The organism is Arthrobacter sp. 10L430 (assembly GCF_056395245.1).
On record NZ_JBFTJD010000029.1, the window covers coordinates 38,043 to 61,204 of the forward strand.

Below are 23,162 nucleotides of genomic sequence, written 5' to 3' on the forward strand. Positions count from 1 at the left end.
GAAAACCTTCACTGGTGCATTTCCTCTGTAGCTTCGATGTCGATGATCCGGTGGATGGACAGCACTCGCTCGGTGTCCTTGGCAGGGTCGAAAACCCGGACCCGTCCGCCGGTTACAGACACCGGAACAACCGTTTCCAGCTTGGCATTCCCCAGGCTGTCCACCACGTTCATGGTCACGCGCTGCTTGAGCCGGATGGCCTTCCGCAGTGTTTCCAGTCCCAGCTGCGTTGCTTCCTCTCCGCCGTTGAGGGCCGCACTGGAATGGTGGCCGTTGGAGCCTGCCACGGCCGCACGGCTGCGGAGCACCGCCAGCTGCGCCGCAATGTCGGCGTCCGGCGGCGCCGTCCGCGGCGCGCTGTACACCGGACGGGCGCCTGCGCCCGCAACCGGTGTGGTGCGGTTAAACCGGACGACGGCGGATTCCGGCTCTTCGACGGCGGGCGACAGTCCCAGCCCGCGCAACACCAAGGCGGTCTGCCGGGGCGATGCATGCGACACCAGGACGGTGGGGGCGATCCGGACCAGGTTCAGGGAGGCCGCCGCGGCTTCACCGGCCAGCTCCAAAAGGGCCGCTTCGTCGTCGCTCTGGATGAAGCTGGCGGCGGCGCCAACCCGCAGTTTGCCGTGCCGCTGGGCGGTATCCTCGACGAGGTACTCCAGCGGCTGCGGTACAGCGGTGGCCGAATGCCGGCGGAGGAATTCCAGGATGGCCGCGGCATCCTGCCCCGAGTCCAGGGCCCGCCGGATGGACTGCACCGAGAAGCGGTAGATGGTGGCCGGGCCCTGTCCCTCGGCATCTGCCATCCCCTGCAGCTGTTCGCTCAATTCGGGCGTCAGATACCCGGGAGCGACTGCGGTCAGGTCGGCCTGCAGCAGGACGTGGTTGAGCGCGGCAGGCAGGTGTTCGCCGAGGATGTCCATGGCGTCGTCCGGCGCGTCGGCTGCGATGGCGGCTCCCAGCTGGCTGAGGGCACCGGAACCGACCAGCCCGAGCATCTCCGCCTCTGCCAGGACTCCCCGGATCAGCGAGCTGAAGCGCCGCGCCATGCGGGGCTGGGACCATTCGGCGCGCTGCAGCACGGCATCGGCGTTAAGGACGGGAGCGGTGCCATCGGGCGCTTCGGCCTCGAGCGTCAGCTCCTGCAGTATTTCCAGGATTCGTTTGCGGACAACGGGCGCGTCGGACCGCTGCGCCTCAGCGGACAGTGCGTTGACCACGGTTCCAGTGGGCGTCCGGTGGTTTGGCGGGCCGGCCGGCGGGCCACTGGTGGGCTGCCCCACCAGGGACGGAGCCCTTTCGCTGGCCAGCCACGCGTTGACAAGCCATAGCCACTGTTCCTGCCGGGGGAGGCTCAGCCATTCCAGCTGGGGCGGCTGCACCCAGCAGGAGCTGTCCACGTCCAGCCGGACCAGCCCCGACAGCGCACAGAACTCCAGCAGTACGGCGGCAATATGCTGGTCCACCCGCAACGAGTCGGCAAGCCTGCGCATTTCGCGGATGCCCACTCCGCCGCTCCGCAGCGTGGCCAGCGGCTGTTCCCTGATCGCGTGGAGCAGCTCGCCGGTAAGCCGCAGGGTTTCGGCGATCGCTCCCAGTGCGGCGTTCCGGCGGAGGGACCCTGTGGTTGTTCCCAGCGTCGGCCGGGGGGGAGTCAGCGAAAAATCATCAATCACCGCGCCGCCGCGGAGCGACATGCCGACGCTGTGCGGAAGTTCCACGTGCGCGGCATCCAGCGGCACCAGCAGGCCCCGGGCCAGCAGCCAGTCAACAGGCCCGACGTCGGGACCCTCAGCGGTGACGGACGCTTTCCGCTGCGCCTGGGGGACGGCACCCATGGCCCAGTTGCTGAACCGGGCGAGCAGCGCCGTCGTGCGTTCCGGCGCCCCGGCGAGGATGGCACGCAGGGCCTCCGGGGAGGATGTCCAGTGCTGCAGCGCCAGCGCGGCCTCCATCGGCGTGGTGGCCGGCTGGATTTCGGCACCGCTGCGGTGCAGTTCGGCCACCAGATGGACCACGCGCTGGGCGAAGGCGGGCTGCAGCCGGACCAGCTCGGTGTAACTGCGGCCCAGCCCGGCCGGATAGATTCCGACCACGTCCTTCAGGCTGCCCACCGGCAGGTAGAACCGTTGCCGGTGCGCGGAGGGGCCGGCGCTGTGAGGGGGCTCGGCCCGGTGGACCAGGGCCAACTCCTGGAGCGAGATCAGGATCCGCTCAACGGCGGCCACCGTTGAGCCGGCGATCAGTTTCCTGACGCCCGTGGCCGAGGCGCTGTGCCCGGTATCGGTGTTCGTGCACAGGTGAAGGGTCTCCAGCACCTGCATCTGTGGCCGATTCAGGCGCTCCAGCGCCCGCTGCACGCTGACCCGTGCGCTCGCGCGTGCTGCCAAGGCCGCAAAATCCGGGACACCGGGCGAAATCAAATCCGGCCGCGCAGCGAAAAGAGCCCGCAGCGACTCGTCGCTGCGTGCCTCCAGTTCCTTGCTTAGCGCACGAATAAGGGACATCAGTCCAACGTTACCGCCCGCCGCCGTTTCCTGCCCGGCGGCGGGCGGTAACTCCGTCGATCACCAGGACGAACATCAGGACGAAGGCCACCGGAAGTCCGTAAAGGGCGGCGGAAGTTATCCAGGGAGGGGCCGGCTGGCCGCCAAACGCCAACGCCATCACCATTCCCACGGCGGCCACGGAAAGCACTGCCAGGACCGCTGCGGCGATCATCAGGGGACGCCGGAAACGCGTGGGTATCATGCACGTAACGCTAACAGTCCGGCCGCGGCCGCGCCTCAAAGCAGGAATCCCAAGCCAGTCAGGATAACCTTGAGGCAACAGACCAACATGGACCAGGCAGTCACACCCTGAACCCGCACATCCGTGCGGATGCGCTGATGGCCGGACATGTCTTATATAACGCCAGAACGAAGAAGGTTGATTACGTGCCTACCGGCAAAGTCAAGTGGTATGACAAGGACAAGGGATTCGGATTCCTCGCAGGCGAGGACGGGCAGGAAGTGTTCCTGCCCAAGTCGGCGCTTCCCGAGGGCGTCACCGAACTGAAGGCCGGCACCCGTGTGGAGTTCGGCGTGGCCGACGGCCGCAAGGGCGCCCAGGCCCTCGGCCTGCGCGTCCTGGACAAGACGCCGTCCATCGCCAAGGCCAAGCGCCCCAGCGCCAGGGATCTCGCGCCGCTCGTTCAGGACCTCGTCACAGTGCTGGATAACCTGTCCGGAACCCTTTCTGCGGGCAAATACCCGGAGGGCAACAAGGGCAAGGCCATCGCGGCCGCCCTGCGCAAGGTTGCCGACGAGCTGGACGCTTAGGCATCCACATGAACCCGGAACCTGAACAGGGCGAATCCAAGGTGGAGCCAAAGGCGCCCAAGCGTCGCGCCGGCGTCCCCGCATGGCGCACCGGTAAGCCGGATGCCGTGCTGGCCGCTGCCGTGGACCTTGCACGGACCGCCATCGAAGGCATCGCGAAGGCATCCGAAATCGGCGAACACCTGGCGGCGCGCACCGAGGGCGACCGCCTTGTGACGCATCTCTTCGAGTCGCGGCTGCCCGGGTACCTCGGCTGGCAGTGGTATGCCGTGCTGACGCGGAACTCGCGGTCAAAGGTGATCACAGTGAATGAGCTGGGCTTGTTGCCCTCCGAGGATTCAATCCTGGCCCCGGAATGGGTTCCGTGGGCCGAGCGGGTACGTCCCGAGGACGCCCGCGAGGACGAGGCATCTGAAGAGGGCGCGCCCCAGGACGAGACTGCCCGCGAGGCGGATTCCGCGGACGGCCCTGCCGCATCTCCGGAGGATGAACCTGCCGAGGCTAACGGTGGGAATTCTGCGGAGGCTTCCGAGGCCGACCCGGACGACGCACCCACAGACGCCGAAGCCGGCTACGACGCCGAGAGCCGCGGACGGGGCTGATCGCACAGTTGGGATCATCCGGGACTGAGTACTCCGAAGGCAGGCAATGATGTCCACCTTCAGATCCCTGCATATCCTCAACTACCGCATCTGGTTCGTCGGCGCCCTCGTCTCCAACATCGGGACCTGGATGCAGCGGACCGCCCAGGACTGGCTCGTCTTTGACCATCTGACAGCCCATGACGCCGGCGCGATGGGTGTAACCATGGCGCTCCAGCTTGGTCCCCAGCTGTTCCTGGCGCCCGTGGCAGGGCTCGTCGCCGACCGGTACAACCGCAAGCAGCTGCTGGTCGTGACCCAGTCCGTCATGGCCTTGCTAAGTGCCGGCCTCGGCATCCTGGTGGTGCTGGGGGCGGCACAGCTCTGGCACGTCTACGCGTTCGCGCTCATGCTGGGAATGGTCTCCGCGCTGGACGCGCCCGTCCGCCAGACGTTCGTGTCCGAGCTGGTCAGGGACGACCTCCTGCCGAACGCCGTTGCATTGAACAGCGCCTCGTTCAATGTAGCCCGCATGATTGGCCCGGCCGTTGCCGGCATCCTGACAGTGGCGGTGGGGCCGGGGTGGGTGTTCCTGATCAACACCGTCACCTTCCTTGCGCTGCTGGCCAGCCTGGCAAAAATCCCGACGGCGTCGCTCAGGTCCCTGCCCCGCGCCGGGGCAGGCAAAGGCCGGATCCGCGAGGGGCTGCGCTACGTGCGTTTCCGTCCTGACATCGTGGTGGTCCTGGTGGCCATCTTCATCGTGGGAACGCTGGGACTCAACTTCGTCCTGTTCATCGCTGCGATGGTTGGCACCGAATTCGGCCTGGACGCCAGCGCCTTCGGCCTCATGAACTCCATCATGGCCATCGGCTCGGTGGCAGGTGCCCTGCTGTCCGCCCGGCGCAGCAGGCCCAGGCTGCGCATCATCTTCGGTGCTGCCGCCGCCTTCGGCGTCACGTCCGGGCTCGCCGCCCTCGCCCCGAGCTACTTCTGGTTCGGAGTTGCGCTGGTGCCCGTCGGGCTTTTCGCCCTGACCATGCTCACCAGCGCGAACGGGTATGTGCAGACCACCACGGACCCCGTGATGAGGGGGCGCGTAATGGCCCTGTACATGGCGATCTTCATGGGCGGCACCCCCATCGGCGCACCGCTGGTGGGCTGGGTGGCCAACGTCGCCGGGGCCCGCTGGTCGCTGGCGGTGGCGGCGGCCTCCGGCCTGCTGGCGGCCGCGATCGGACTGGTGTGGATCATCCGCACCAGAATGCTGCGGATCCGTGTGAGCCGGCAGCCCCGCGGGCTGCCACAGATCCGGCTCGTCTCGCTGAACCAGGCCGGTCGCCCGACAGCCCGGACCGGCACTCGGACCGGTGAAGGTGGCGGAACGGCGGACGGCGCCGCCCGGGACACAAGCCCGGACGACGCCGTCGAACGCTGACGCTGTAAGCGTCACCGCGGTCTGGGGAGACTACTTCTTCAGTTCGCCCACCACGTAGTCGATGCATTCCAGCAGTGCGGAGACGTCAGCAGGCTCGATTGCCACGAAGGTGGCGATGCGGAGCTGGTTGCGTCCCAGCTTGCGGTAGGGCTCGGTGTCCACGATGCCGTTGGCGCGCAGCACCTTGGCGATGGCCGCGGCGTCGATGGAGTCGTCGAAATCGATCGTGGCGATGACGTTGGAACGCTCGGCGGCGTTGGCCACGAAGGGCGTGGCGACATCGGAAGCCTCGGCCCACTTGTAGATGCGGCTCGCGGAGTCCGCCGTCCGGCCGGCCGCGAAGTCGAGGCCGCCGCTGGCGTTGAGCCACTGCACCTGGGCATCGAGCGTCACCAGGGTGGCCAGCGCCGGGGTGTTGTACGTCTGGTTCAGCTTGGAGTTGTCAATCGCGGTCTGCAGGTCCAGGAAGTCCGGGATCCACCGGCCGCTGGCCTTGATCCGGGCGGCGCGCTCGAGGGCCGCCGGGGAGAAGAGACCAAGCCACAGGCCGCCGTCGGAAGCGAAGTTCTTCTGCGGTGCGAAGTAGTACACATCGGTCTCGGCAACGTCCACGTCCAGCCCGCCCGCGGCGGAGGTCGCGTCCACCAGCACGAGGGCATCGGCGTCTGCCCCGTCCACGCGCTTGACCGGAGCCGCAACGCCAGTGGACGTCTCGTTCTGCGGCCACGCGTAGACGTCAACTCCCGCCTCGGCCTGCGGCGCCGGGCACGTTCCGGGCTCGGATTTGATGATAGAGGATTCCGAAAGGAACGGCGCCTTGTTGGTGGCGGAAGCGAACTTGGAACCGAACTCGCCGAAGGACAGGTGTTGGGCCTTCTGGTCCACCAGGCCGAAGCTCGCGACATCCCAGAACGCCGTCGAACCGCCCACGCCCAGAACCACTTCGTAGCCCTCGGGAGCGCGGAAGAAGGTGCTGAGGCCCTCGCGGACAGATCCCACCAGGTTCTTCACGGGCGCCTGGCGGTGGGATGTGCCGAGGATCGTTGTGGCGGCTGCGGAAAGCGCCTCGATCTGCTCGGGCCTGACCTTGGAGGGCCCGGCGCCGAACCGTCCGTCCTTGGGCAGGAGGTTTGCTGGGATAGTGATGCTGGTGTCGCTCACAGTGGCTCCAATTTTCGGCATGGACATGCAGTTCGGCGGGGACAAGAGGTGGCCGGCGGGCAATCATGTCTGCCACGAAGGCCCCTTTTATTCTGCCCGAAGCCCGGAAATCCCGGGAAACGTTGCCGTCACAGTCCAGTCATTGAAACCGGCCGCCCGCTTCGTCCGAATTATCCGGAGTAATTCAAAATAGGCTAAGCTTTCACTGGACGTACGGGCGGAGAGCCGGTGTTGCTCCGTCGTCGAATTGCGGCCGCGGCAGCTTGACGCCGGGCCACCGTGCGGTGGGCCCGCGGTACGGTGGGACGGACACAAGTACTGTGCTCGAGGAGCTGAGCTGAATGACGGATCTGATCGATACCACGGAGATGTATCTTCGGACCATTTTGGAGCTTGAAGAAGAGAACATCGTGGCGCTGCGAGCCCGCATCGCCGAACGCCTCCGCCATTCGGGCCCCACCGTCTCCCAGACCGTCGGCAGGATGGAACGGGACGGGCTGGTGGTAGTGTCCGGCGACCGTCACCTGGAGCTGACAGAAACAGGCCGCAAACGGGCCACGGAGGTCATGCGCAAGCACCGCCTGGCGGAGCGGCTGCTCGCCGACGTCATCGGCCTCGACTGGGCCTACGTCCACGACGAGGCGTGCCGGTGGGAGCACGTGATGAGCGAACGCGTGGAGCGCAGGATCTTTGAAATGCTTGGCCACCCCACCGAATCGCCCTACGGCAACCCGATTCCTGGGCTGGCTGCGCTCGGCGGCGAGCCTTCGCTGGCCTTCACCGACGGCGTGATGAACCTGCTGGACGCCATGCCCGGCTACGGTCCGGATTCGCGCGTTACCGTCAGCCGGCTGGCAGAACCCATCCAGGTGGAGCCGGAGCTGCTGGTCCAGCTCGATGAAGGCGGGATCCGCCCCGGTGCCGCGGTTTCCCTCGAACGCGTGGGGGAGTACATCTCGGTCCGTGTGCCGGGGATCGAAGGCGCCCTCGAACTGCCACCGGAAGTGGCCGCCCACGTGTTTGTCCGCGTCAGCTGACGTGCTGGCCCGTGATTTGTCTGACATCAGGTGGCAGGATGCCCTACGACTTTTGCACAGCTTAGATAACGGAATTATTACTGCCCACTTTAATCACTTATAGTTAAACAGCAGCGCCGATACTAAAGCGTTACCTGATCTGGAGCCGAACTCTGCCAGCGGATCAGTCGCACGAGTCACCTTCTGGCAGAGGCGGGGGAACCACAACCGGCCGTTGAAAAACGGCCTTGGGGTGAAGTCCGCAGCAGCAAGCCACTTTCCGCAGATGGAATCTCCCGGGATACCCCTGTGCCGAAACGCTTGTCACGGCGGACCGGGTCGATGATCTCTCTGACCCGAATCCGACAGCTAACTTCGCAGGCTATCCAGAGAGGAACACTTCTTGACCATGCAGAATGCCCGGGGCCGCCGCCGCGCGGCCGGCCCCGCTGCGGAGCCGCGCGCCGCCGAAGTCTTCGCAGGGGAGCGTCCGCGGGATGCGCAGCGCGAAGCACGGAGGCACCGCAGTCCGTTCCGCCAGGTCACCGACTTCGCAGCCGCAAGCGGAGTGGGCCAGAAGGCGGGAGTCGCACTGGCTGCCACAGGCCTCCTGCTGACAGTCACGGTTCCTGCAACCAGTCCGGTCATGGCCACCGCTGACCAGGGCGGCGCCGCGGCGCTGTCCTCCCGTGTCCAGCCGCAGGTGTCCGCTGAGGCGGCCGCAAAGATCGACTTCAGCCGAACGTCCGTCTCCACCCAGGGTGACCCGGACAGCAAGCTCAAGCAGCTCCTCAGTGCACAGTCGGCCGGCAGCATCACCCGCGCCGCCTCGGCGGGCAGCCTTGGTGCGCCCCTGACCACCATGGTCAAATCGTCTCCGTTCGGATACCGCGTCAGCCCGATCACCGGGGGCTCCGGGGAATTTCACCGGGGCCAGGACTTTGCCGCCGAGTGCGGAACCCAGGTGTTCGCCGCGGCCAGCGGCACGGTCACCTTCGCCGGTTGGCACCCCTACGGGGGCGGCAACAGGGTTGTGATCAACCACGGCAACGGCCTCGAGACCACGTATAACCACCTGTCCTCTTCGAGTGTCCGCGTCGGCCAGAAGGTCAACCGCGGTGACGTAATCGCTCTCAGCGGGACCACCGGCGCCTCGACGGGCTGCCACCTCCACTTCGAGGTGATGGTCAACGGAGAAGTCGTTGACCCCCTGGGCTGGCTTTAAGCAAAACCGATGGAGAACTCTCGCATTCTTGTGACATGCCGTGACCTGAATGTGACATTCGCTCCGAACTGCTGTACCGTCTAAACCGCGTCAACTTTTCCGAAGTTGACGCCTTTGAGTGGATTGCCTAACTCTGCCACCGCTCAAGGTCCGTTCGCATGACATCGTCTGGCAGGGGCGGGGGAACCAATTTTGGTCTTCGCAAGAAGGCCTTGGGGTTAAGTCGCAAAGCTTCCCAGGAAGCGGCGCGGCCGGGTGACTCCCATCCGAATCCGACAGCTCACCTCGTAGGCATTGGGAGAGGCTACCTTCGTGTCTTCACGCCACAATTCTGCGCGCCACCGTGCGCAAACGGTTCGTACGAACCCGTTGGACTCAGTGTCCAAGGCAGTAAGCGCCAATGCCGGCACAGTAGGTCGCCAGGCAGCTGTTATCGCAGCTGCTTCAGGGCTCATCCTGAGCATTGGCATGCCGGCTAACGCAGCCGACACCAACATCGGTGTTTCCGCCTCCACGGAGTCCGGATCCCAGGCCACGCAGCTTGCTGTGACCGCCGCACCAACCGCAACTGTCTCCTTCGAGCGTCCTGCCGTCACCACCGAGGCAGCGCCGGTCATCGAGACTCTGGCCGCGCAGTCCAGCGACGACGCGGCCAATGGTGCAACCGATACTGCCAAAACCGTTACTGCCAAGGCGAGCAAGCTGGTGGATGCCGCAGGCTCCGCCGCCGCAACGTCAGGGCTGGCGGCCATTGCCTACACCGGTATCGGCCACCCGTACGTCTGGGGTGGCACCACTCCTAACGGCTGGGACTGCTCCGGCTTCACCCAGTGGGTTTACGCGCAGGCAGGCATCAGCATTCCCCGCGTCAACGCCTGGACTGCAATGAAGCCCACCTCGACACCCGCTCCGGGCGACCTGGTCATGCAGAACGGCGGCGCCCACGTGGGCATCTACGTTGGCAACGGCATGATGATCAGCGCCCTGAACCCTTCGGATGGAACGATCCTGCACGCTGCGTCCGCCACGGGCACGTCCTCCTTCTTCACCCTTCGCTAAAAATCCCGTTCGGGACGCGCCGGCTTACCCCCAAGATGCCGGCGCGTCGCTAAGCCACGTCCTGCTACCGCGGTCCGTGGAACACGAAAGAGAGAAACTTATGACTACACGTGCGACCATTGCACGCCACCGCGCCGAGGTCACCAAGACCCACTCGCTGGCTGTCATCGCCAAGGCTGTCGGCGACAACGCCGGTGGCATGGGCCGCCAGGCCGCAGTTATCGCTGCCGCGTCCGGCCTGGTCCTGACCAGCGGTATCGCTGCAAACGCTGCCGAGACCAACGTTCAGCGTGAATCGGTTCCTGTTTCCGCCCTGGAAGTGCAGTCTGTTGCTCCGGCAACCATTTCCGCTGCGTCCAGCATCGCCATCTCCTACGAGAAGCCGGCTGTTTCCACCACGGCCGCTCCCGTCGTCGAGGCACCCAAGCCCGTCGTTCAGGTGCAGGAAGCTGCTCCCGCCGTCGAGGCTGCTCCGGCAGTAAAGACCGCCGCTGCCGTTGAGGCTGCTCCGGCTGCTCCTGCCGCCGCCAAGACCGCTTCCGGAAGCGGCATGGGCGCCTCGATCGCCGCTGCTGCTTACGCGCAGCTGGGTGTTTCACAGGACTGCACCGCGCTGGCCACCAACTCCCTGGCCGCCGTGGGCATCAACTACCACGGCTGGCCGGCAGGCTACCTGTCCCTCGGCCGCACCGTCAGCGCTGCTGAAGCCCAGCCGGGCGACCTTGCCTACTACGAAAACGGCGGCATGGGCATGGCCCACATCGCTGTCTACGTCGGCAACGGCCAGGCTGTCCACGGCGGCTGGAACGGCGGAACCACCGCACTGTTCAGCGTAAACGTCGGCTCCGGCCCGGTCTTCATCCGCGTCGGCGGCTAAGACTACCAAGGCTTAGAAAAGGACCCCTGCCACTGCGGCAGGGGTCCTTTTGCATGCCCGTAGGCCCGGTTGCCATGCCGACACGGCGTCGGAGTGCATTCCGTCGATTCGCCGATCTGCCCCTTGAGTGTTTACTCTTGTGGTGTCGATCCATAGCCCGGACATGCAGAGGGCAGCCGGCCCTCGCGCCTCTGCCGGGTGCGGCCGTGAAGAGGTATGTGCATGCGCACTCTCGTTCTGAATGCTGGATATGAACCGCTGGCGGTTGTGACCTTCCGCCGGGCGCTGGTCCTTGTGCTCACCGGAAAAGCTAGCGTGGTGGCCGAAGGCGACGATCCTGTCGTCGGGCCGCAGGACATCATGGGCCGCCCGTCCGTGATCCTCCTTAACCGCTACATCCGGCCGCGCTACAACATGATCACCGCCGTCAGCCGGCGTGGCGTCCTTCGCAGGGACGGGCACCGGTGTGCCTACTGCGGCAAGGCAGCCCACACCATTGACCATGTCCAGCCAAAATCGCGGGGCGGTGCCGATTCATGGGAGAACCTCGTGGCGGCCTGCCTCCGCTGTAATAACGTCAAGGGAGACCACACGCCTGCTGAAATGGGCTGGAAGCTGCGGTTCGCCCCGGCGCCGCCCGTAGGCACCATCTGGCAGATCAAGGAACTGGAGAAGCCCACGCCGGCGTGGGATCCGTTCCTGCTTCCGGAGACCGCCGCGTAACCTGCCCGGCACTACGCTGGGGATGTGGAATTCGACGCAATAATCCTTGCCGGCGGCCGCTCCTCGCGGCTGGGCGGCTCGCCCAAGTCCGAGCTGACATACGACGGCGAGAGCCTCCTTAGCCGGTCCATCGCGGCTGCCCGTGGTGCCCGCCGGATTGTGGTGGTGGGCCCGGACACGAACCTTCCGCCCGGCGTGCTGAACTGCCGCGAGGATCCTCCCTTCGCCGGGCCTGCTGCGGCGATCGCCGCAGGCCTGGACCGGCTGCAGCGGCCGGACCCGGCACCGGACGCTGGAACAGCTGAAAGACGGGAAGGCACGGAGACGCAGGCCGCCACACTGACCCTGGTTCTCGCGTGTGACATGCCGCGCGCGCCGGATGCCGTCCATGCTCTTCTGGACGCTCTCCGGGCTGCGGCCCCCGGAGATGCCGCGCGTGCCTCCCAGGGCAAAGATGGCGTCATGGCCGCATCCGGAGACGGACGCCGCCAGCCGCTGGCCGGCTTTTACAGCACGGCTGCGCTAAAACGCGCCGTGGACGATGCAGCCGCACGGAACACCCTGGATCACGGGTCAGTTTTCGCTCTCCTTGCTAGGCTTGACGTACAGGCTGTCACCGTCCCCGCCGGCTCCACAGATGATGTGGATACCTGGGATGATGCCGCCGCATTAGGAGTCGAAGGGCAGGGACGATGAGCCCGGCCCGGAACGTCGCAGCCGCAGTTTGAGTTTGGAGGCAGGCATGAAAAGCCAGGACGAAACGCTTGAGGAGTGGTGCCGGCTGCTGCTTCGGGCCTTCGAGCTCGAAGACGTGCAGGTGGATGTCAATGAAGTGCTGTCGCTTGCCGGAGTGGCCGCCCACTCGGTGGTGCGGCCAGCGGCGCCGCTGACCACATTCATAGCCGGGTTTGCTGCGGGTCTTGCGTCCGGTTCGGGCCAGGCCCCGGATTCCACCTCCATGAAAGCGGCAATGGACGTCGCCCGCTCCGTCACCAAGGTGTACGCGGCCGAAGAGCAAGGGGAGGACTCCGTCTCGCCGGCGGTGGGCACCTCCACAGGCGTTCCGGCTCCCAGCGGGACACCGGGGGAATGACCGCCGCCCCCGGACATCCAACTGCCGATGCCATGGAGCTGACCGCCGCCCCCGCCGAGGACAGCGCCGCTGCCGGAAACGTAACTCCCTCCCGGGGGACTTCCGGGACTGGAACCCTGTCCCCGGACGATTCCGCCGAAAGCGGTGCCGAGGCTAAGGACGCCGCCCCCGGGAAACACCTGGCGCACACCTGGGAGGAAGCGCGGCAGGCCGCCTTTGATTGCGCCGCCCCGATCCCGGCTGCCCCGGTTCCCCTCCGTGAGGCACTGGGCAGGACACTGGCTGCCGACATCACGGCGCTGCAGGACATGCCCCATTACGCGTCCTCTGCCATGGACGGATGGGCCGTCAGCGGCACCGGTCCCTGGATCCTTGCCGAACCCGGGCTTCGGCTGGCCCCGCACCAGGCCAGCGTGATCGTGACCGGCGGACTCCTTCCGCCCGGAGCCAAGGCTGTGCTGCGCAGTGAAAGCGGCGTCATATCCACGGATGACGAGGGTCTGCCCGTGCTGGCGGCGGGCGGAACCGCCCGTCCCGGGGAACCCCGGAACGGGCAGCACATCCGCAAGGCAGGGGAGGAAGCCACAGCCGGCGAGGTGCTGGTCAAAGCCGGCATCCTGCTGAATCCCGCCCATCTGGCACTTGCCGCCCTCGCCGGCTACGACGACGTGCCGGTCTTGGGAAAACCCGTGGTGAAGCTGCTGCTGACGGGCTCCGAGGTGGTGGATCACGGCATCCCTGAACCGGGAAAGGTGCGCGACACCTTTGGCCCGCAACTGGCTTCAGTGGTGGGGATGCTGGGCGGCATCTGCGCCGCGCAGGTAAGAATTGGCGACAGTTACAGCGAATGGCTGGAGGCACTGGAGGACGAGGGCCCAGGTGCCGAGCCGGACGGCCTCCCCGGCGAGGCATCAGGGGCAGGCCTTCCCCCCGACGTCGTCATCACCACAGGAGGCACCGGGAAATCCGGAACCGACCACTTCAGGCGGGCGGTGGCTGAACTCGGCGGCCGGCTCGTGATCGACGGGGTGGCCATGCGTCCGGGCCACCCCGCTGTCCTGGCCGAGCTTCCGGACGGGCGCTTCGTGCTGGGGCTGCCCGGAAACCCGCTCGCTGCCATGATGGCGCTGTCTACGGTAGGGGCGCCGCTTCTCGCGGCTTTGGGCCACGGAGCCATTCCGCCTGTGCAGGAAGTGCCGTGTGGAGCGATGATCGATCCCGACCCCGGCCGGACCCGGCTCATGCCGTTCCGGCTCCTTTACGGCATGGCCTCGCCTGCGCCGCACACCGGCCCTGGCATGATGCGGGGCCTGGCCTCAGCGGACGGCGTCATGGTGGTTCCGCCCCACGGCGTGCAGTTGGGCGAGGCCGTCCCTGCGTTCGCGCTGCCATGGGGCCCAGCCATCCCTCAGCCCACGTCGGCCGGTTCCAAGCCTAAAACTCCGCCGCGCAAGACCGGCAACCGGTCCTCGGCCAAGCCGGCGGCGAATAGCGGCCCCGTGGACTGGAGCGCGCTCCTGGACTGAATTCCAAGCAGAACGGACGGCGTTGGTATCCGTGACCCTGACTTGCGATGATGGAGGCATGAACAGGCTGGCATCCGGGGTGACCCGATGGGACGCGTGACGCAACGGCGCAAGATCCACCGGTACGTCCTGGACGGCTCGCCGGCTTCCCTCGAATTTCCGGTCCGGCACCGTGAGGATGTCCTGGCCGTGGAGGAACCGCTGGAGATCCGGCTCGGCAGTCTTTCCTTCTCCGTGACCATGCGGACGCCGGGGGACGACTTCGACCTCGTGGCAGGGTTCCTGGTCTCCGAAGGCGTCATCTGGAGCCCTGAGCAGCTGATCTCGCTGAGGTTCTGTGCCGGCGAGGATGAAAACGGCGTCCAGACCTTCAACGTGGTGGAAGCCCAGCTCCGGCCGGATGTGGTGCTGCCGGACACTGGACGCCATGTGTACACGTCCAGTTCGTGCGGGATCTGCGGGACCGACTCAATCGAGTCGGTCCGGAAGTCCTCGCACTTCAGCGCCGCTGAGGACCCCCTGACGGTCCCGGTCGGGACCCTCGCCTCCCTTCCGGACCTGCTGAGGGAAGCGCAGACGGTATTTGACGCCACCGGGGGAGTCCACGCGGCCGGTCTTTTCAGTATCGACGACGACGGCGGCGCCCGGCTGCTATGCCTGCGCGAGGACGTGGGCCGGCACAACGCCGTGGACAAGGTCGTCGGATGGGCACTGCGCGAGCGTCGCCTGCCGCTGTCCGGAACGGTGCTCCAGGTATCCGGCCGTGCGTCCTTTGAACTCGTGCAAAAAGCTGCCCTGGCGGGCATTCCCGTATTGGCCGCGGTCAGCGCCCCCTCCAGCCTTGCCGTCGAGCTCGCGGAGTCCAGCGGCGTAACCCTGGCCGGCTTCAGCCGGGGGAGCAGCCTTAACGTCTACGCCGGCGCCGAGCGGATTTCCCTGCCTGCGCCGCTGCCGCGGTAGTGGGTGCGGACCCTTGGTTATTTCCGTCTGACGCAGTAGATTTTATCCATCGAATGGACACGTTGATCCGCTCTTTCACGGCAGCGAACCTGCCCGGACATCAGCTGCGTGACGCCCAGGCCCGCGAGGAAGCCGGCACAGGACGCGCCGGCTTCAAGCATTAAAGAGGAATACATTGCACGACGACCGCCGGATCACGGAAGTCCGCCTCGACCGCTTCCTGCGGGAGCGGATCACCCCCGCGATCTACTCGCGAAGTGTACCCCTGGCACTCAGCAGTTGGGACGTTCCGGATGAACCCGTCCCTGTGACGGAGGCCCTGCGCCAGGACTTCGTGCCACAGGAACACGGTGCCGCCTGGGGCCACCCCTGGGGCACCAAATGGCTGCGGCTCCAAGGCGAAGTTCCCGACTCCTGGGGCACGGTACCGGACACCGAGGTGGAGATGGTGGTGGACCTGGGGTTCACTACCGAGATCCCCGGATTCCAGTGCGAAGGAACCGCCTGGCGTCCTGACGGCAGCATCATCAAGGCAATTTCTCCACGCAACCAGTACATTCCGCTCAAGCTCCTGGGCAGCGGGATGGCTGTGGACTTCTACGTGGAGGCAGCTGCGAACCCGGACGTGGCCCAGGGATGGAGCTTCGCGGCCACCCCCTACGGGGACAAGGCCACCGCCGGGACGCAGCCACAGTACCGCCTGGGCAGCATTGCCATAGCCGAGCTGAACCGGCCCGTATGGGAGCTGCAACAGGACATCTGGACGCTCAGGGGCCTTATGCACGAACTGCCCATGGAACTGCCCCGGCGGCACGAGATCCTCCGCGCGCTCGAGCGAATGCTGGACATCATGGATCCGGACGACGTCGCCGGAACCGCATCGGCAGGCCGGGCCGCACTCGCCCAAGTGCTCGCGAGGCCCGCCTACGCCTCCGCCCACCAGTTGCTCGCAACGGGCCATGCCCACATCGACTCCGCCTGGCTGTGGCCGGTCAGGGAGACCATCAGGAAATGTGCCCGGACGTTTTCGAACGTGGTTGCCCTCATGGATGATGATCCCGACTTCGTGTTCTCCTGCTCCTCAGCACAGCAACTGGCGTGGATCAAGGAGTTCTATCCAGAGCTGTTCGGTCGGATCCGGGAGAAGGTGAAGTCCGGTCAGTTCGTTCCCGTGGGCGGCATGTGGGTGGAATCCGACACCAACATGCCCGGCGGGGAGGCCATGGCCCGGCAGTTCCTCGAAGGTAAGAGCTTCTTCCTGGACGAGTTCGGCATCGAATGTCAGGAGGCCTGGCTTCCTGATTCCTTCGGCTACTCCGCCGCCCTGCCGCAGATCGTCAAGGCCGCCGGCAGCCAGTGGTTCCTGACGCAGAAGATCTCCTGGAACCAGATCAACCGGATGCCGCACCACACGTTTAACTGGGAGGGGATCGACGGCACCAGGCTGTTCACGCACTTCCCGCCCGTGGACACGTACAACTCGGAGCTCAGCGGCCGGGACCTCGCTCACGCCCAACGCAACTACCGGGACCATGGCCACGGCACCATCTCGCTGGTTCCCTTCGGCTACGGCGACGGCGGAGGCGGACCCACCCGGGAAATGCTTGCCGCCGCCCACCGCACCGAGGACCTGGAGGGCTCGCCCAAGGTCCGGATCGGAACGGCGCGGAGCTTCTTCGAGCAGGCCCAGGCCGAGTACACGGTGCTGCCGGTCTGGGTGGGCGAGATGTACCTGGAACTCCACCGCGGCACCTACACCAGCCAGGCCCGTACCAAACAGGGCAACCGGCGCAGCGAGCACCTGCTCCGCGAAGCGGAATTGTGGTGCGCCACTGCCGCGGTCCGCACCGGTGGCTCCTTTGCGTATCCTGCGGCTGAGCTGAAGCGGCTGTGGCGGCTGGTGCTCCTCCAGCAGTTCCACGACATCCTGCCCGGCAGCTCCATCGCCTGGGTGCACCAGGACGCCGAACGGAATTACGCCGCCGTGACCAGGGGACTCGAGGCGGTCATCGCCAAGGCTGCGGCAGCCGCGCTGGGGGAGGGCAGCGAGGAGTTCCTACTCAACGCGAGCCCCCATGAGCGCAACGGGGTGCCGGCGCTCGCGGCCGCGCTGCCGGTTCAGCCGGGCACGCCCGTTCGGACTGCCGCCCTGGACGGCGGCTTCGTGCTGGACAACGGGATCATCAGTGCCGTGCTGGACGCCAACGGCCTGCTGACTTCGCTGCGGGACCACGCCAGCGGCAGGGAAGCCATCGCCCCGGGCCAGTTCGGCAACCACCTGGAGCTGCACCGCGACACCCCCAACGAATGGGACGCCTGGGACATCGACGAGTTCTACCGGCGGAATGTCACGTCACTGACCGACGCGGCCTCGGTGACGCTGGAGCAGCAAGGCGGGGACGCCGTCGTCGTAATTGAGCGCCTCACCGGAGCCTCGCGCATCACGCAGCGCATCACCCTGTCGCCCGGCGCCGGCGCGCTGGGCATTTCCACCGACGTGGACTGGCAGGAACGCGAGAAGCTGCTCAAGCTGGGCTTTCCCCTGGACCTCCGCGCGGACCGTTCAGCCGCCGAGACCCAGTTCGGGCACGTTTTCCGGCCCACCCACGTGAACACGTCCTGGGAGGCGGCGAAGTTCGAGATCTGCGCCCAGCGCTGGATCCACGTCGCCGAGCCCGGCTATGGCGTGGCCATCGCCAATGCCTCCACGTATGGGCACGATGTGGCCAGGAGCATCAGGGACGACGACGGCGGCACCACCACCACCGTCCGGCTCTCGCTGCTGCGCGCGGCCAAGTTCCCGGACCCCAATGCCGACCGGGGCCGGCATGTGCTGGACGTCTGGATCCGGCCCGGCGCAGGTATCGCCGAGGCCGTCGAGGAAGGATACCGCGCCAACCTGGCCCCTCGGAGAATGACGGGCGGCCATGCCGTTGAGCCGCTGGTCACCGTGGACAACAGGGCACTGATCGTTGAAGCGGTGAAGCTGGCGGAGGACGGCTCGGGAGATGTCATCGTTCGCCTTTACGAGTCGCTGGGTGAACGTTCCGCCGGACGGCTCACCGCCCACTTTCCGGCCAAAAGCGTCCGCGCCGTGGATCTGCTCGAGCGGGAAGTCGACGCACCAGGGGTAGTGGCCGGCAGGGAATCCGCGGAACTCACGCTGCGTCCGTTCCAGCTGGTCACGCTCAGGTTCGCCCGTTGACCCGATAGCGGGGCGGCGCCGGCGGCGGTCACAAACGGGTCAGAATTCGTGGAGCAGGCGCCGCACGAACTGCCGGGTGCGGTCCTGGCGCGGCGCCCGCAGCACCTCTGCCGCCGGGCCCCGCTCCACCACCACTCCGCCGTCCATGAAGATGACTTCGTCGGCCACCTGACGGGCGAAGGCCAGCTCGTGCGTGACGATCACCATGGTCCAGCCCTCCTCGGCCAACTCCTGGATGACGCCCAAGACCTCGCCCACCAGTTCCGGGTCCAGGGCCGAGGTGGGTTCGTCGAACAGCAGAAGCTGGGGCTTCAGGGCCAGGGCACGCACAATGCCCACGCGCTGCTGCTGCCCGCCGGACAGCTCGAACGGGTAGGCATCACGCTTGTCAGCCAGCCCTACGCGGGCCAGCAGTTTCTCCGCCTCGGCGACAGCTTCCGCCCTCTTCCGCTTCTGCACCTGGACGGGGCCCTCAATGACATTCTGCAGCACCGTCATGTGCGGAAAGAGGTTGTAGTGCTGGAATACCATGGCGCTGCGGTCGCGGAGGTCCGAGATGTCCTTCTTGGCAACCTTGGCGGAGAAGTCGAGCGCGAGGTCCGTGCCGGTGGCGGTGTCCGCGAAGGTGACGGTGCCGGCGTCGGGCGTTTCCAGTCCGTTCAGCGAACGGAGCACAGTGGTTTTGCCGGAACCCGAGGGCCCGATGAGGGCCACCACGTTGCCGCGGCGGACATCGAGGTCGATGTCCCGGAGCACCACGTTGCTGCCGAAGGCCTTGGCCAGGTTGCGGACCGACAGCACCGGTTTTGGCTGGGGCGCGCCTGCGCGGGCGGGCTGGCTAGTGGGCGACATAGCGGTCCAATCTCTTTTCGAGGGCGGACTGGCCGGTGGACAGCGCCAGGCAGATGACCCAGTAGACCAGTGCGGCCTCAAGGTACAGCGCCATGAACTCCTGGCTGAACGCAGCGATCTGCTGGGCATTCCGGAAGAGCTCAGTGACGAGGATCAGCGAGGCCAGCGAGGTGTCCTTGACCAGGGAGATGAAGGTGTTGGACAGCGGCGGCACGGAGACCCTGGCGGCCTGGGGCAGGATGATGCGGCGCAATGCCTGCGCCCGTGACATGCCGATGGTGTGCCCGGCTTCCCACTGCCCCTTGGGGACCGAGAGGATGGCCGCCCGGATCACCTCGGCCGCATAGCCGCCCACGTTGAGTGAAAAGGCGATGATGGCGCTGGGCCAGGGATCGAGCTTTACCCCGAGGCTGGGCAGGCCGTAGAAGATCACGAAAAGCTGGACCAGCAGCGGCGTCCCGCGGATCACCGAGACATAGAACCTCGCCGCCCCTGACGCCACCGGGTTCCGGCTGAGCCGCATGAGCGCTACGAGCAGAGCAAGGGCTAGGCCGAAGGCAAAGGAGGCCAGGGTCAGCGGGATGGTCCCGGTGATGGCCCCGGTGACAATCGGGCCGAAGGAGCTCCAGACAAGGTCCCAGTTAAACGGCATCTACTTGGTGACGTCCGCGCCGAAGTACTTCTGCGAGATCTTGGTCAGTGTGCCGTCGGCGCGGAGATCGGCAAGCGCCTTGTCCACGGCGGCGGTGAGTTCGGTAGATCCCTTGCGGAACGCGAAGGCGCTCTCCGACTTTTCCTTGGTTTCGGCGGCGATCTTCAGTCCGGCGTCCGGGTTGGTCTTGGCGTAGTCAAGGTAGGTGAGTTTGTCGTTGACGATCGCGTCCACCCGGCCCTGGCGGACCAGCGTCACGCCCTGGGCCCAGCCCTCCACGGACTGGACGTTGGCGCCGGCATCGACGGCCAGCTTGTAGAAGTTGCTGGTCAGCGACTGTGCGGTGGTCTTGCCCTTAAGGCTGTCGAAACCCGTGATGCTGTTGTTGTCCGCCTTGGTCACGATCACACCCGTGGAGACTGTGTACGGTGTGGAGAAGTCATACTTTGCCTTGCGCTCGGCATTGATGGAGATCTCGTTCGCGATGGTGTCGAAGCGCTTGGCATCAAGGCCGGCGAAGATGCCATCGAACTGGGTCTCCTCGAACTTTGCCTTCACGCCCAGTTTCCCGGCGACCGCCTTGGCGATTTCGACGTCGAACCCGGTGAGCTCGCCTGCGCCCTCGGCGTGGAAGCTGAAGGGCTTGTAGGTGCCCTCGGTGGCAATGACGATCTCACCCTTGGACTTCACGTCACTCAGCGACGAATCCGAACTGCTGCTTGCTGCCGGCGCCTGTGAGCCGCCGCAGCCGGACAGCGCGAGCGCGAGAGTTGCGAGCGTGGCTGCGATTGCACTGCGGCGGGTGTGGAGGCGGTTCATGGCGGTTCCTTCTTCTTGCTGGCTGCGTAGGGCTTTGTCACGGCGGCCGGAGCCGGTCACACGCGACACTACCCCCCACAACGCATTTGGAAAGTTGTTTTATTTCGCCATCTTACGGGGGACAGCTACAGCCCTTAAACAGGCTGAGTGGGGGCGGTCCCCAACGTCCCGCCACCACTCATCCCCCCAATGTGCGCTCTGGCAGGCGCCACGGCCCCGTCTTCACGGAAGGCTAGGCAGCAACTGCTTTCACACATTCATGATTCTCTCACGGTCTAATGATTTTGTGAATCCCGCCGCCCTACCTTTCAGTAGATGACGTCCCCGGCGCACGGAAACCTGTGGCCCGGACCCGGGCCAGCCAGACCACTCCAAGCCCCAGCACATAGAACACGACGGCGCCGTTGTTGACCACGAGCCGCGGCAAGGCGAAGGCCGGCCCCGTGAACTCCAGCACGAGTCCTGCTGTTGTGGCCATGGCGCCTGCCGCCATCAGGGACGCCCCCGTGCGGACGAGGGAGGGCAGCCTGCTGTTGGCGGCCCGGAGCAGGCAAGGCAGAAGTGCCAGCGATACGTAGACCGGGTAACCACGTGCGACGGCCCAGTAGAAAGGCAGCAGGGCAGCGTTGCGGGCACTTGTCCCGCCGACCTCCGCAAGGCCCAGGGATGACTCGGAAGAGTCCATGGCCAGGAAGATCGTGACCAGGGCCGCAGAAAACAATCCCAGCATGGCGAGCCCGAATCGCCCGGTGATGAGGCGGTATGCGTCGGCGGCGCCAAATGCCCTGCTCACGCGGAGCGCCACCAGGAAAAGCGTGGCAAAAACGATAAGCCGCAGCAGGACGTTGGCAATGTTAATGCCGCCAACAGCGCGATCGATGGCCAGGTAGAACGGTCCCATGCTGAGTGCGGCGGCAGCCGTGGCCAAAAGGAAGATGACGAAGAGCGAGCGGTTCCGGCCCTGCAGGGTGCTCGGAATCCGGACCAGGGTGGCAACGGCGCAAACGATCAGGGTGGTCCATTGCAGGATCTCTGTCATCCGCGATTCCCCCAGATCTTTCGGTTTGTTTCCTGGTCTTGATTCTCGCGTCGTGGGATTGCCGGGCGCTCGACGGTGGTCCGGCATGCCCCGTCAGTCAGGGGCGGACAGCGCGCCGGTGACCTTCCTGCCCGCCCGGAGCTTGGCCAGCCAGATCAGCGTCAGCCCGACCACAAAGCACAGGATGGCGGTGTAGTTGATAACGAACGTGAGGTACCCCAATGCGGCTGGAATCACCGGGAAGAAGAGGCTGAGGATGGTGGCTATCCCCCCGATGGCAAGCAGCAGGGCACTGATGCGAAGCAGAACGGGAAGGGTGCCGCGCACTGCCCGCAGCAGGCCGGGCAGGATGGCTAGGGACACATAGGCCGGATAGGCGCGGCCGGCAGCGCCGTAGTACTCGACCAGCGCCCTGTTCCGCTCATCCTTGGCATATACGCCCACAAGGCCTACTGACGAACCCTCGCTGTCCATCAGGGCGAAGAAGACCAGCATTGCTGCCGAGATCAGCCCCAGGACCAAGGTGCCGCGGCGGCCGCGGATGAGCCGGAGGCCGGGCTGGTCGCCGAAACCCTTGGCGATGCGCATGCCCAGGACGTAGACGGCCGCGAAGATGATGAAGCGCAGGAGCAGGTTGGCCACGTTAGTGTTTCCGAGCAGGCTGTCAATGGCCATGTAGGGGCCCTTGATGCTGAGCAGGATGGCAACGGTCATCAGCGCCAGAATGTAGAACAGCGATCTGTTCTTCTTGCGGACCAGATTGGGGATCCGGGACAGCGCCGCAGCGCCGCATGCGATCAGGGTGGTCCACTGCAGGATCTCGATCATCCGAGGTTCTCCCAGATCTTTTCGGTTTGTTCTTGGTCTTGTTCCTGGCGCCGCAGTGTCTTCCCGACCGCCTGCAGCCGGTCTCCAGCCAGGACTGCCAGTTCGCCGTCGGACAGCCTGTCCAGCGCCGCTTGCCGGGCCCCTGGCTCCCACCCGGCTTCGGCTTCGGTGATCAGGCCGGTGGCCACCAGCCCTCCCGTCAGTCCGACGCCGGCAGCCCGGGAGGTGGCTATGGCCACCTCGGGTGCCAGCCGGTTTGCGGTGAGCTGGGCCGAATAGTTCTGCGGTGCGATGCCCGTGGCGGCGGAGACGCGGTGGCGGAGTTCGCCGTCGTCAATCGCGTCCACCCAGTTCTTCACGGAGGTCACGTGCGGCGCCGGGCCGAGTTCCGGCCGCTTGGCCTGCTGCGCGCCCGATACGGGGTCGGCGCCGGATCCGGCTTCCGGTGCGGATCGTGCAATGACCGCCCGCAGCAGATCTACCGTGGCAATCTGGCTGACCAGCTCCTGCGGGGTAGGAGGGACCTGGGGTCCGGCAAGATCGCGGTAGGTCTCAAAATAGGCCAGCGCGGCGACCGGATTGACGTTGAAGGCCCGGCTGATGCTGACCACCGTCGCTTCGGCCACTTTGCCCCGGACGAGCTGCTGGGCCAGGGTGGTGCGCTTGACCTGCGACAGCCTGGAGACGTCGGCCATGCTGGTGTCAGGTGCGATGCCGTGTAGCCAGCGCTGGAACGCTTTGGCGGGGAGTGGCATGGAACGCTCTCTGCTGAACGAATGATTGGCACG

General features: G+C 66.2%; 22 protein-coding genes and 2 riboswitches. Of the genes, 13 read left to right on the forward strand and 9 right to left on the reverse strand.

Annotation, left to right across the window (positions count from 1 at the left end; all coding sequences use genetic code 11):
- Positions 1-8: 8 nt before the first annotated feature.
- Both AC1DDG_RS18995 and AC1DDG_RS19000 read right to left on the reverse strand, forming a co-directional pair.
- Positions 9-2,507: a helicase-associated domain-containing protein gene (locus AC1DDG_RS18995; RefSeq protein WP_476877281.1), complete on the reverse strand. Its 2,499-nt coding sequence runs from the start codon at positions 2,505-2,507 to the stop codon at positions 9-11.
- A gap of 10 nt (positions 2,508-2,517) precedes the next feature.
- Complete coding sequence (locus AC1DDG_RS19000; RefSeq protein ID WP_476877282.1) at positions 2,518-2,751, reverse strand: hypothetical protein; 234 nt, start codon at positions 2,749-2,751, stop codon at positions 2,518-2,520.
- A 185-nt stretch (positions 2,752-2,936) separates the two neighbouring features.
- Between AC1DDG_RS19000 and AC1DDG_RS19005 the strand changes: the two genes are divergently transcribed.
- From AC1DDG_RS19005 to AC1DDG_RS19015, 3 genes are read left to right on the forward strand one after another with little or no spacing between them, the layout of a single operon-like run.
- On the forward strand, positions 2,937-3,320 hold the full coding sequence (locus tag AC1DDG_RS19005; protein WP_230117927.1) for a cold-shock protein: 384 nt from the start codon (positions 2,937-2,939) through the stop codon (positions 3,318-3,320).
- 8 nt (positions 3,321-3,328) lie between these two features.
- Complete coding sequence (locus AC1DDG_RS19010; RefSeq protein ID WP_230117928.1) at positions 3,329-3,922, forward strand: DUF3027 domain-containing protein; 594 nt, start codon at positions 3,329-3,331, stop codon at positions 3,920-3,922.
- 49 nt (positions 3,923-3,971) lie between these two features.
- Positions 3,972-5,339, forward strand: a complete 1,368-nt coding sequence (locus AC1DDG_RS19015; protein ID WP_476877283.1) for an MFS transporter — start codon at positions 3,972-3,974, stop codon at positions 5,337-5,339.
- Positions 5,340-5,369: 30 nt separating this feature from the next.
- On the opposite strand, the gene serC is transcribed toward AC1DDG_RS19015, so the two are convergent.
- Entirely contained in the window at positions 5,370-6,500 is a 1,131-nt protein-coding gene (serC, locus tag AC1DDG_RS19020; RefSeq protein WP_476877284.1) for a phosphoserine transaminase, read from the reverse strand.
- Positions 6,501-6,841: 341 nt separating this feature from the next.
- Here serC and AC1DDG_RS19025 point away from each other — a divergent pair, with 341 nt between their 5' ends.
- From AC1DDG_RS19025 to AC1DDG_RS19070, 10 genes are all read left to right on the forward strand, one after another.
- A complete protein-coding gene (locus AC1DDG_RS19025) occupies positions 6,842-7,537 on the forward strand; it encodes an iron-dependent transcriptional repressor DtxR (RefSeq protein ID WP_230117931.1) in 696 nt (231 codons plus the stop codon).
- 133 nt (positions 7,538-7,670) lie between these two features.
- A riboswitch (cyclic di-AMP (ydaO/yuaA leader) is annotated at positions 7,671-7,915 on the forward strand.
- 4 nt (positions 7,916-7,919) lie between these two features.
- On the forward strand, positions 7,920-8,741 hold the full coding sequence (locus tag AC1DDG_RS19030; RefSeq protein WP_230117932.1) for a M23 family metallopeptidase: 822 nt from the start codon (positions 7,920-7,922) through the stop codon (positions 8,739-8,741).
- 149 nt (positions 8,742-8,890) lie between these two features.
- A riboswitch (cyclic di-AMP (ydaO/yuaA leader) is annotated at positions 8,891-9,049 on the forward strand.
- A 160-nt stretch (positions 9,050-9,209) separates the two neighbouring features.
- Positions 9,210-9,800, forward strand: a complete 591-nt coding sequence (locus AC1DDG_RS19035; RefSeq protein ID WP_476877285.1) for a C40 family peptidase — start codon at positions 9,210-9,212, stop codon at positions 9,798-9,800.
- 100 nt (positions 9,801-9,900) lie between these two features.
- A complete protein-coding gene (locus tag AC1DDG_RS19040; RefSeq protein ID WP_476877286.1) occupies positions 9,901-10,677 on the forward strand; it encodes an NlpC/P60 family protein in 777 nt (258 codons plus the stop codon).
- Between the two features lie 222 nt (positions 10,678-10,899).
- Positions 10,900-11,400, forward strand: coding sequence for an HNH endonuclease (locus AC1DDG_RS19045; RefSeq protein ID WP_230117935.1), 501 nt, complete (start codon positions 10,900-10,902; stop codon positions 11,398-11,400).
- A 24-nt stretch (positions 11,401-11,424) separates the two neighbouring features.
- Positions 11,425-12,096: a molybdenum cofactor guanylyltransferase gene (mobA, locus tag AC1DDG_RS19050; RefSeq protein ID WP_476877287.1), complete on the forward strand. Its 672-nt coding sequence runs from the start codon at positions 11,425-11,427 to the stop codon at positions 12,094-12,096.
- A gap of 46 nt (positions 12,097-12,142) precedes the next feature.
- Positions 12,143-12,493, forward strand: coding sequence for a DUF6457 domain-containing protein (locus tag AC1DDG_RS19055; protein WP_476877288.1), 351 nt, complete (start codon positions 12,143-12,145; stop codon positions 12,491-12,493).
- Positions 12,490-14,019, forward strand: coding sequence for a molybdopterin molybdotransferase MoeA (locus tag AC1DDG_RS19060; RefSeq protein ID WP_476877289.1), 1,530 nt, complete (start codon positions 12,490-12,492; stop codon positions 14,017-14,019). The genes AC1DDG_RS19055 and AC1DDG_RS19060 overlap by 4 nt, the downstream gene beginning before the upstream one ends.
- Before the next feature lie 87 nt (positions 14,020-14,106).
- A complete protein-coding gene (gene fdhD / locus AC1DDG_RS19065; protein WP_476877290.1) occupies positions 14,107-14,979 on the forward strand; it encodes a formate dehydrogenase accessory sulfurtransferase FdhD in 873 nt (290 codons plus the stop codon).
- Between the two features lie 175 nt (positions 14,980-15,154).
- The gene (locus tag AC1DDG_RS19070; RefSeq protein ID WP_476877291.1) at positions 15,155-18,184 is read left to right on the forward strand and encodes an alpha-mannosidase; all 3,030 of its coding nucleotides are present in this window, start codon (positions 15,155-15,157) and stop codon (positions 18,182-18,184) included.
- A gap of 39 nt (positions 18,185-18,223) precedes the next feature.
- Here AC1DDG_RS19070 and AC1DDG_RS19075 read toward each other — a convergent pair whose 3' ends face one another.
- The 6 genes from AC1DDG_RS19075 to AC1DDG_RS19100 all read right to left on the reverse strand — a co-directional run bounded on the left by AC1DDG_RS19075 (position 18,224) and on the right by AC1DDG_RS19100 (position 23,129).
- Positions 18,224-19,036 (reverse strand): amino acid ABC transporter ATP-binding protein, encoded by an 813-nt coding sequence (locus tag AC1DDG_RS19075; protein ID WP_290369728.1) that lies wholly within the window; start codon positions 19,034-19,036, stop codon positions 18,224-18,226.
- The gene (locus tag AC1DDG_RS19080; RefSeq protein ID WP_230117941.1) at positions 19,023-19,688 is read right to left on the reverse strand and encodes an amino acid ABC transporter permease; all 666 of its coding nucleotides are present in this window, start codon (positions 19,686-19,688) and stop codon (positions 19,023-19,025) included. Before AC1DDG_RS19080 ends, AC1DDG_RS19075 begins: the two co-directional genes overlap by 14 nt.
- Entirely contained in the window at positions 19,689-20,507 is an 819-nt protein-coding gene (locus AC1DDG_RS19085; RefSeq protein WP_476877292.1) for an amino acid ABC transporter substrate-binding protein, read from the reverse strand. It lies immediately after the preceding gene.
- Between the two features lie 301 nt (positions 20,508-20,808).
- Complete coding sequence (locus AC1DDG_RS19090; RefSeq protein WP_476877293.1) at positions 20,809-21,546, reverse strand: hypothetical protein; 738 nt, start codon at positions 21,544-21,546, stop codon at positions 20,809-20,811.
- Positions 21,547-21,639: 93 nt separating this feature from the next.
- Positions 21,640-22,374 (reverse strand): hypothetical protein, encoded by a 735-nt coding sequence (locus tag AC1DDG_RS19095; RefSeq protein ID WP_476877294.1) that lies wholly within the window; start codon positions 22,372-22,374, stop codon positions 21,640-21,642.
- Positions 22,371-23,129: a hypothetical protein gene (locus tag AC1DDG_RS19100; RefSeq protein WP_476877295.1), complete on the reverse strand. Its 759-nt coding sequence runs from the start codon at positions 23,127-23,129 to the stop codon at positions 22,371-22,373. Before AC1DDG_RS19100 ends, AC1DDG_RS19095 begins: the two co-directional genes overlap by 4 nt.
- Positions 23,130-23,162 lie beyond the last annotated feature (33 nt).

Excerpts from the sequence above, each read along its gene's own strand:
- AC1DDG_RS18995 (WP_476877281.1), bottom strand. The coding sequence starts at position 2,507 with ATGTCCCTTATTCGTGCGCTAAGCAAGGAACTGGAGGCACGCAGCGAC.
- AC1DDG_RS19000 (WP_476877282.1), bottom strand. The coding sequence starts at position 2,751 with ATGATACCCACGCGTTTCCGGCGTCCCCTGATGATCGCCGCAGCGGTC.
- AC1DDG_RS19010 (WP_230117928.1), top strand. The coding sequence starts at position 3,329 with ATGAACCCGGAACCTGAACAGGGCGAATCCAAGGTGGAGCCAAAGGCG.
- AC1DDG_RS19015 (WP_476877283.1), top strand. The coding sequence starts at position 3,972 with ATGTCCACCTTCAGATCCCTGCATATCCTCAACTACCGCATCTGGTTC.
- AC1DDG_RS19025 (WP_230117931.1), top strand. The coding sequence starts at position 6,842 with ATGACGGATCTGATCGATACCACGGAGATGTATCTTCGGACCATTTTG.
- AC1DDG_RS19035 (WP_476877285.1), top strand. The coding sequence starts at position 9,210 with ATGCCGGCTAACGCAGCCGACACCAACATCGGTGTTTCCGCCTCCACG.
- AC1DDG_RS19040 (WP_476877286.1), top strand. The coding sequence starts at position 9,901 with ATGACTACACGTGCGACCATTGCACGCCACCGCGCCGAGGTCACCAAG.
- AC1DDG_RS19045 (WP_230117935.1), top strand. The coding sequence starts at position 10,900 with ATGCGCACTCTCGTTCTGAATGCTGGATATGAACCGCTGGCGGTTGTG.
- AC1DDG_RS19055 (WP_476877288.1), top strand. The coding sequence starts at position 12,143 with ATGAAAAGCCAGGACGAAACGCTTGAGGAGTGGTGCCGGCTGCTGCTT.
- AC1DDG_RS19060 (WP_476877289.1), top strand. The coding sequence starts at position 12,490 with ATGACCGCCGCCCCCGGACATCCAACTGCCGATGCCATGGAGCTGACC.
- fdhD (WP_476877290.1), top strand. The coding sequence starts at position 14,107 with ATGGGACGCGTGACGCAACGGCGCAAGATCCACCGGTACGTCCTGGAC.
- AC1DDG_RS19075 (WP_290369728.1), bottom strand. The coding sequence starts at position 19,036 with ATGTCGCCCACTAGCCAGCCCGCCCGCGCAGGCGCGCCCCAGCCAAAA.
- AC1DDG_RS19080 (WP_230117941.1), bottom strand. The coding sequence starts at position 19,688 with ATGCCGTTTAACTGGGACCTTGTCTGGAGCTCCTTCGGCCCGATTGTC.
- AC1DDG_RS19085 (WP_476877292.1), bottom strand. The coding sequence starts at position 20,507 with ATGAACCGCCTCCACACCCGCCGCAGTGCAATCGCAGCCACGCTCGCA.
- AC1DDG_RS19090 (WP_476877293.1), bottom strand. The coding sequence starts at position 21,546 with ATGACAGAGATCCTGCAATGGACCACCCTGATCGTTTGCGCCGTTGCC.
- AC1DDG_RS19095 (WP_476877294.1), bottom strand. The coding sequence starts at position 22,374 with ATGATCGAGATCCTGCAGTGGACCACCCTGATCGCATGCGGCGCTGCG.
- AC1DDG_RS19100 (WP_476877295.1), bottom strand. The coding sequence starts at position 23,129 with ATGCCACTCCCCGCCAAAGCGTTCCAGCGCTGGCTACACGGCATCGCA.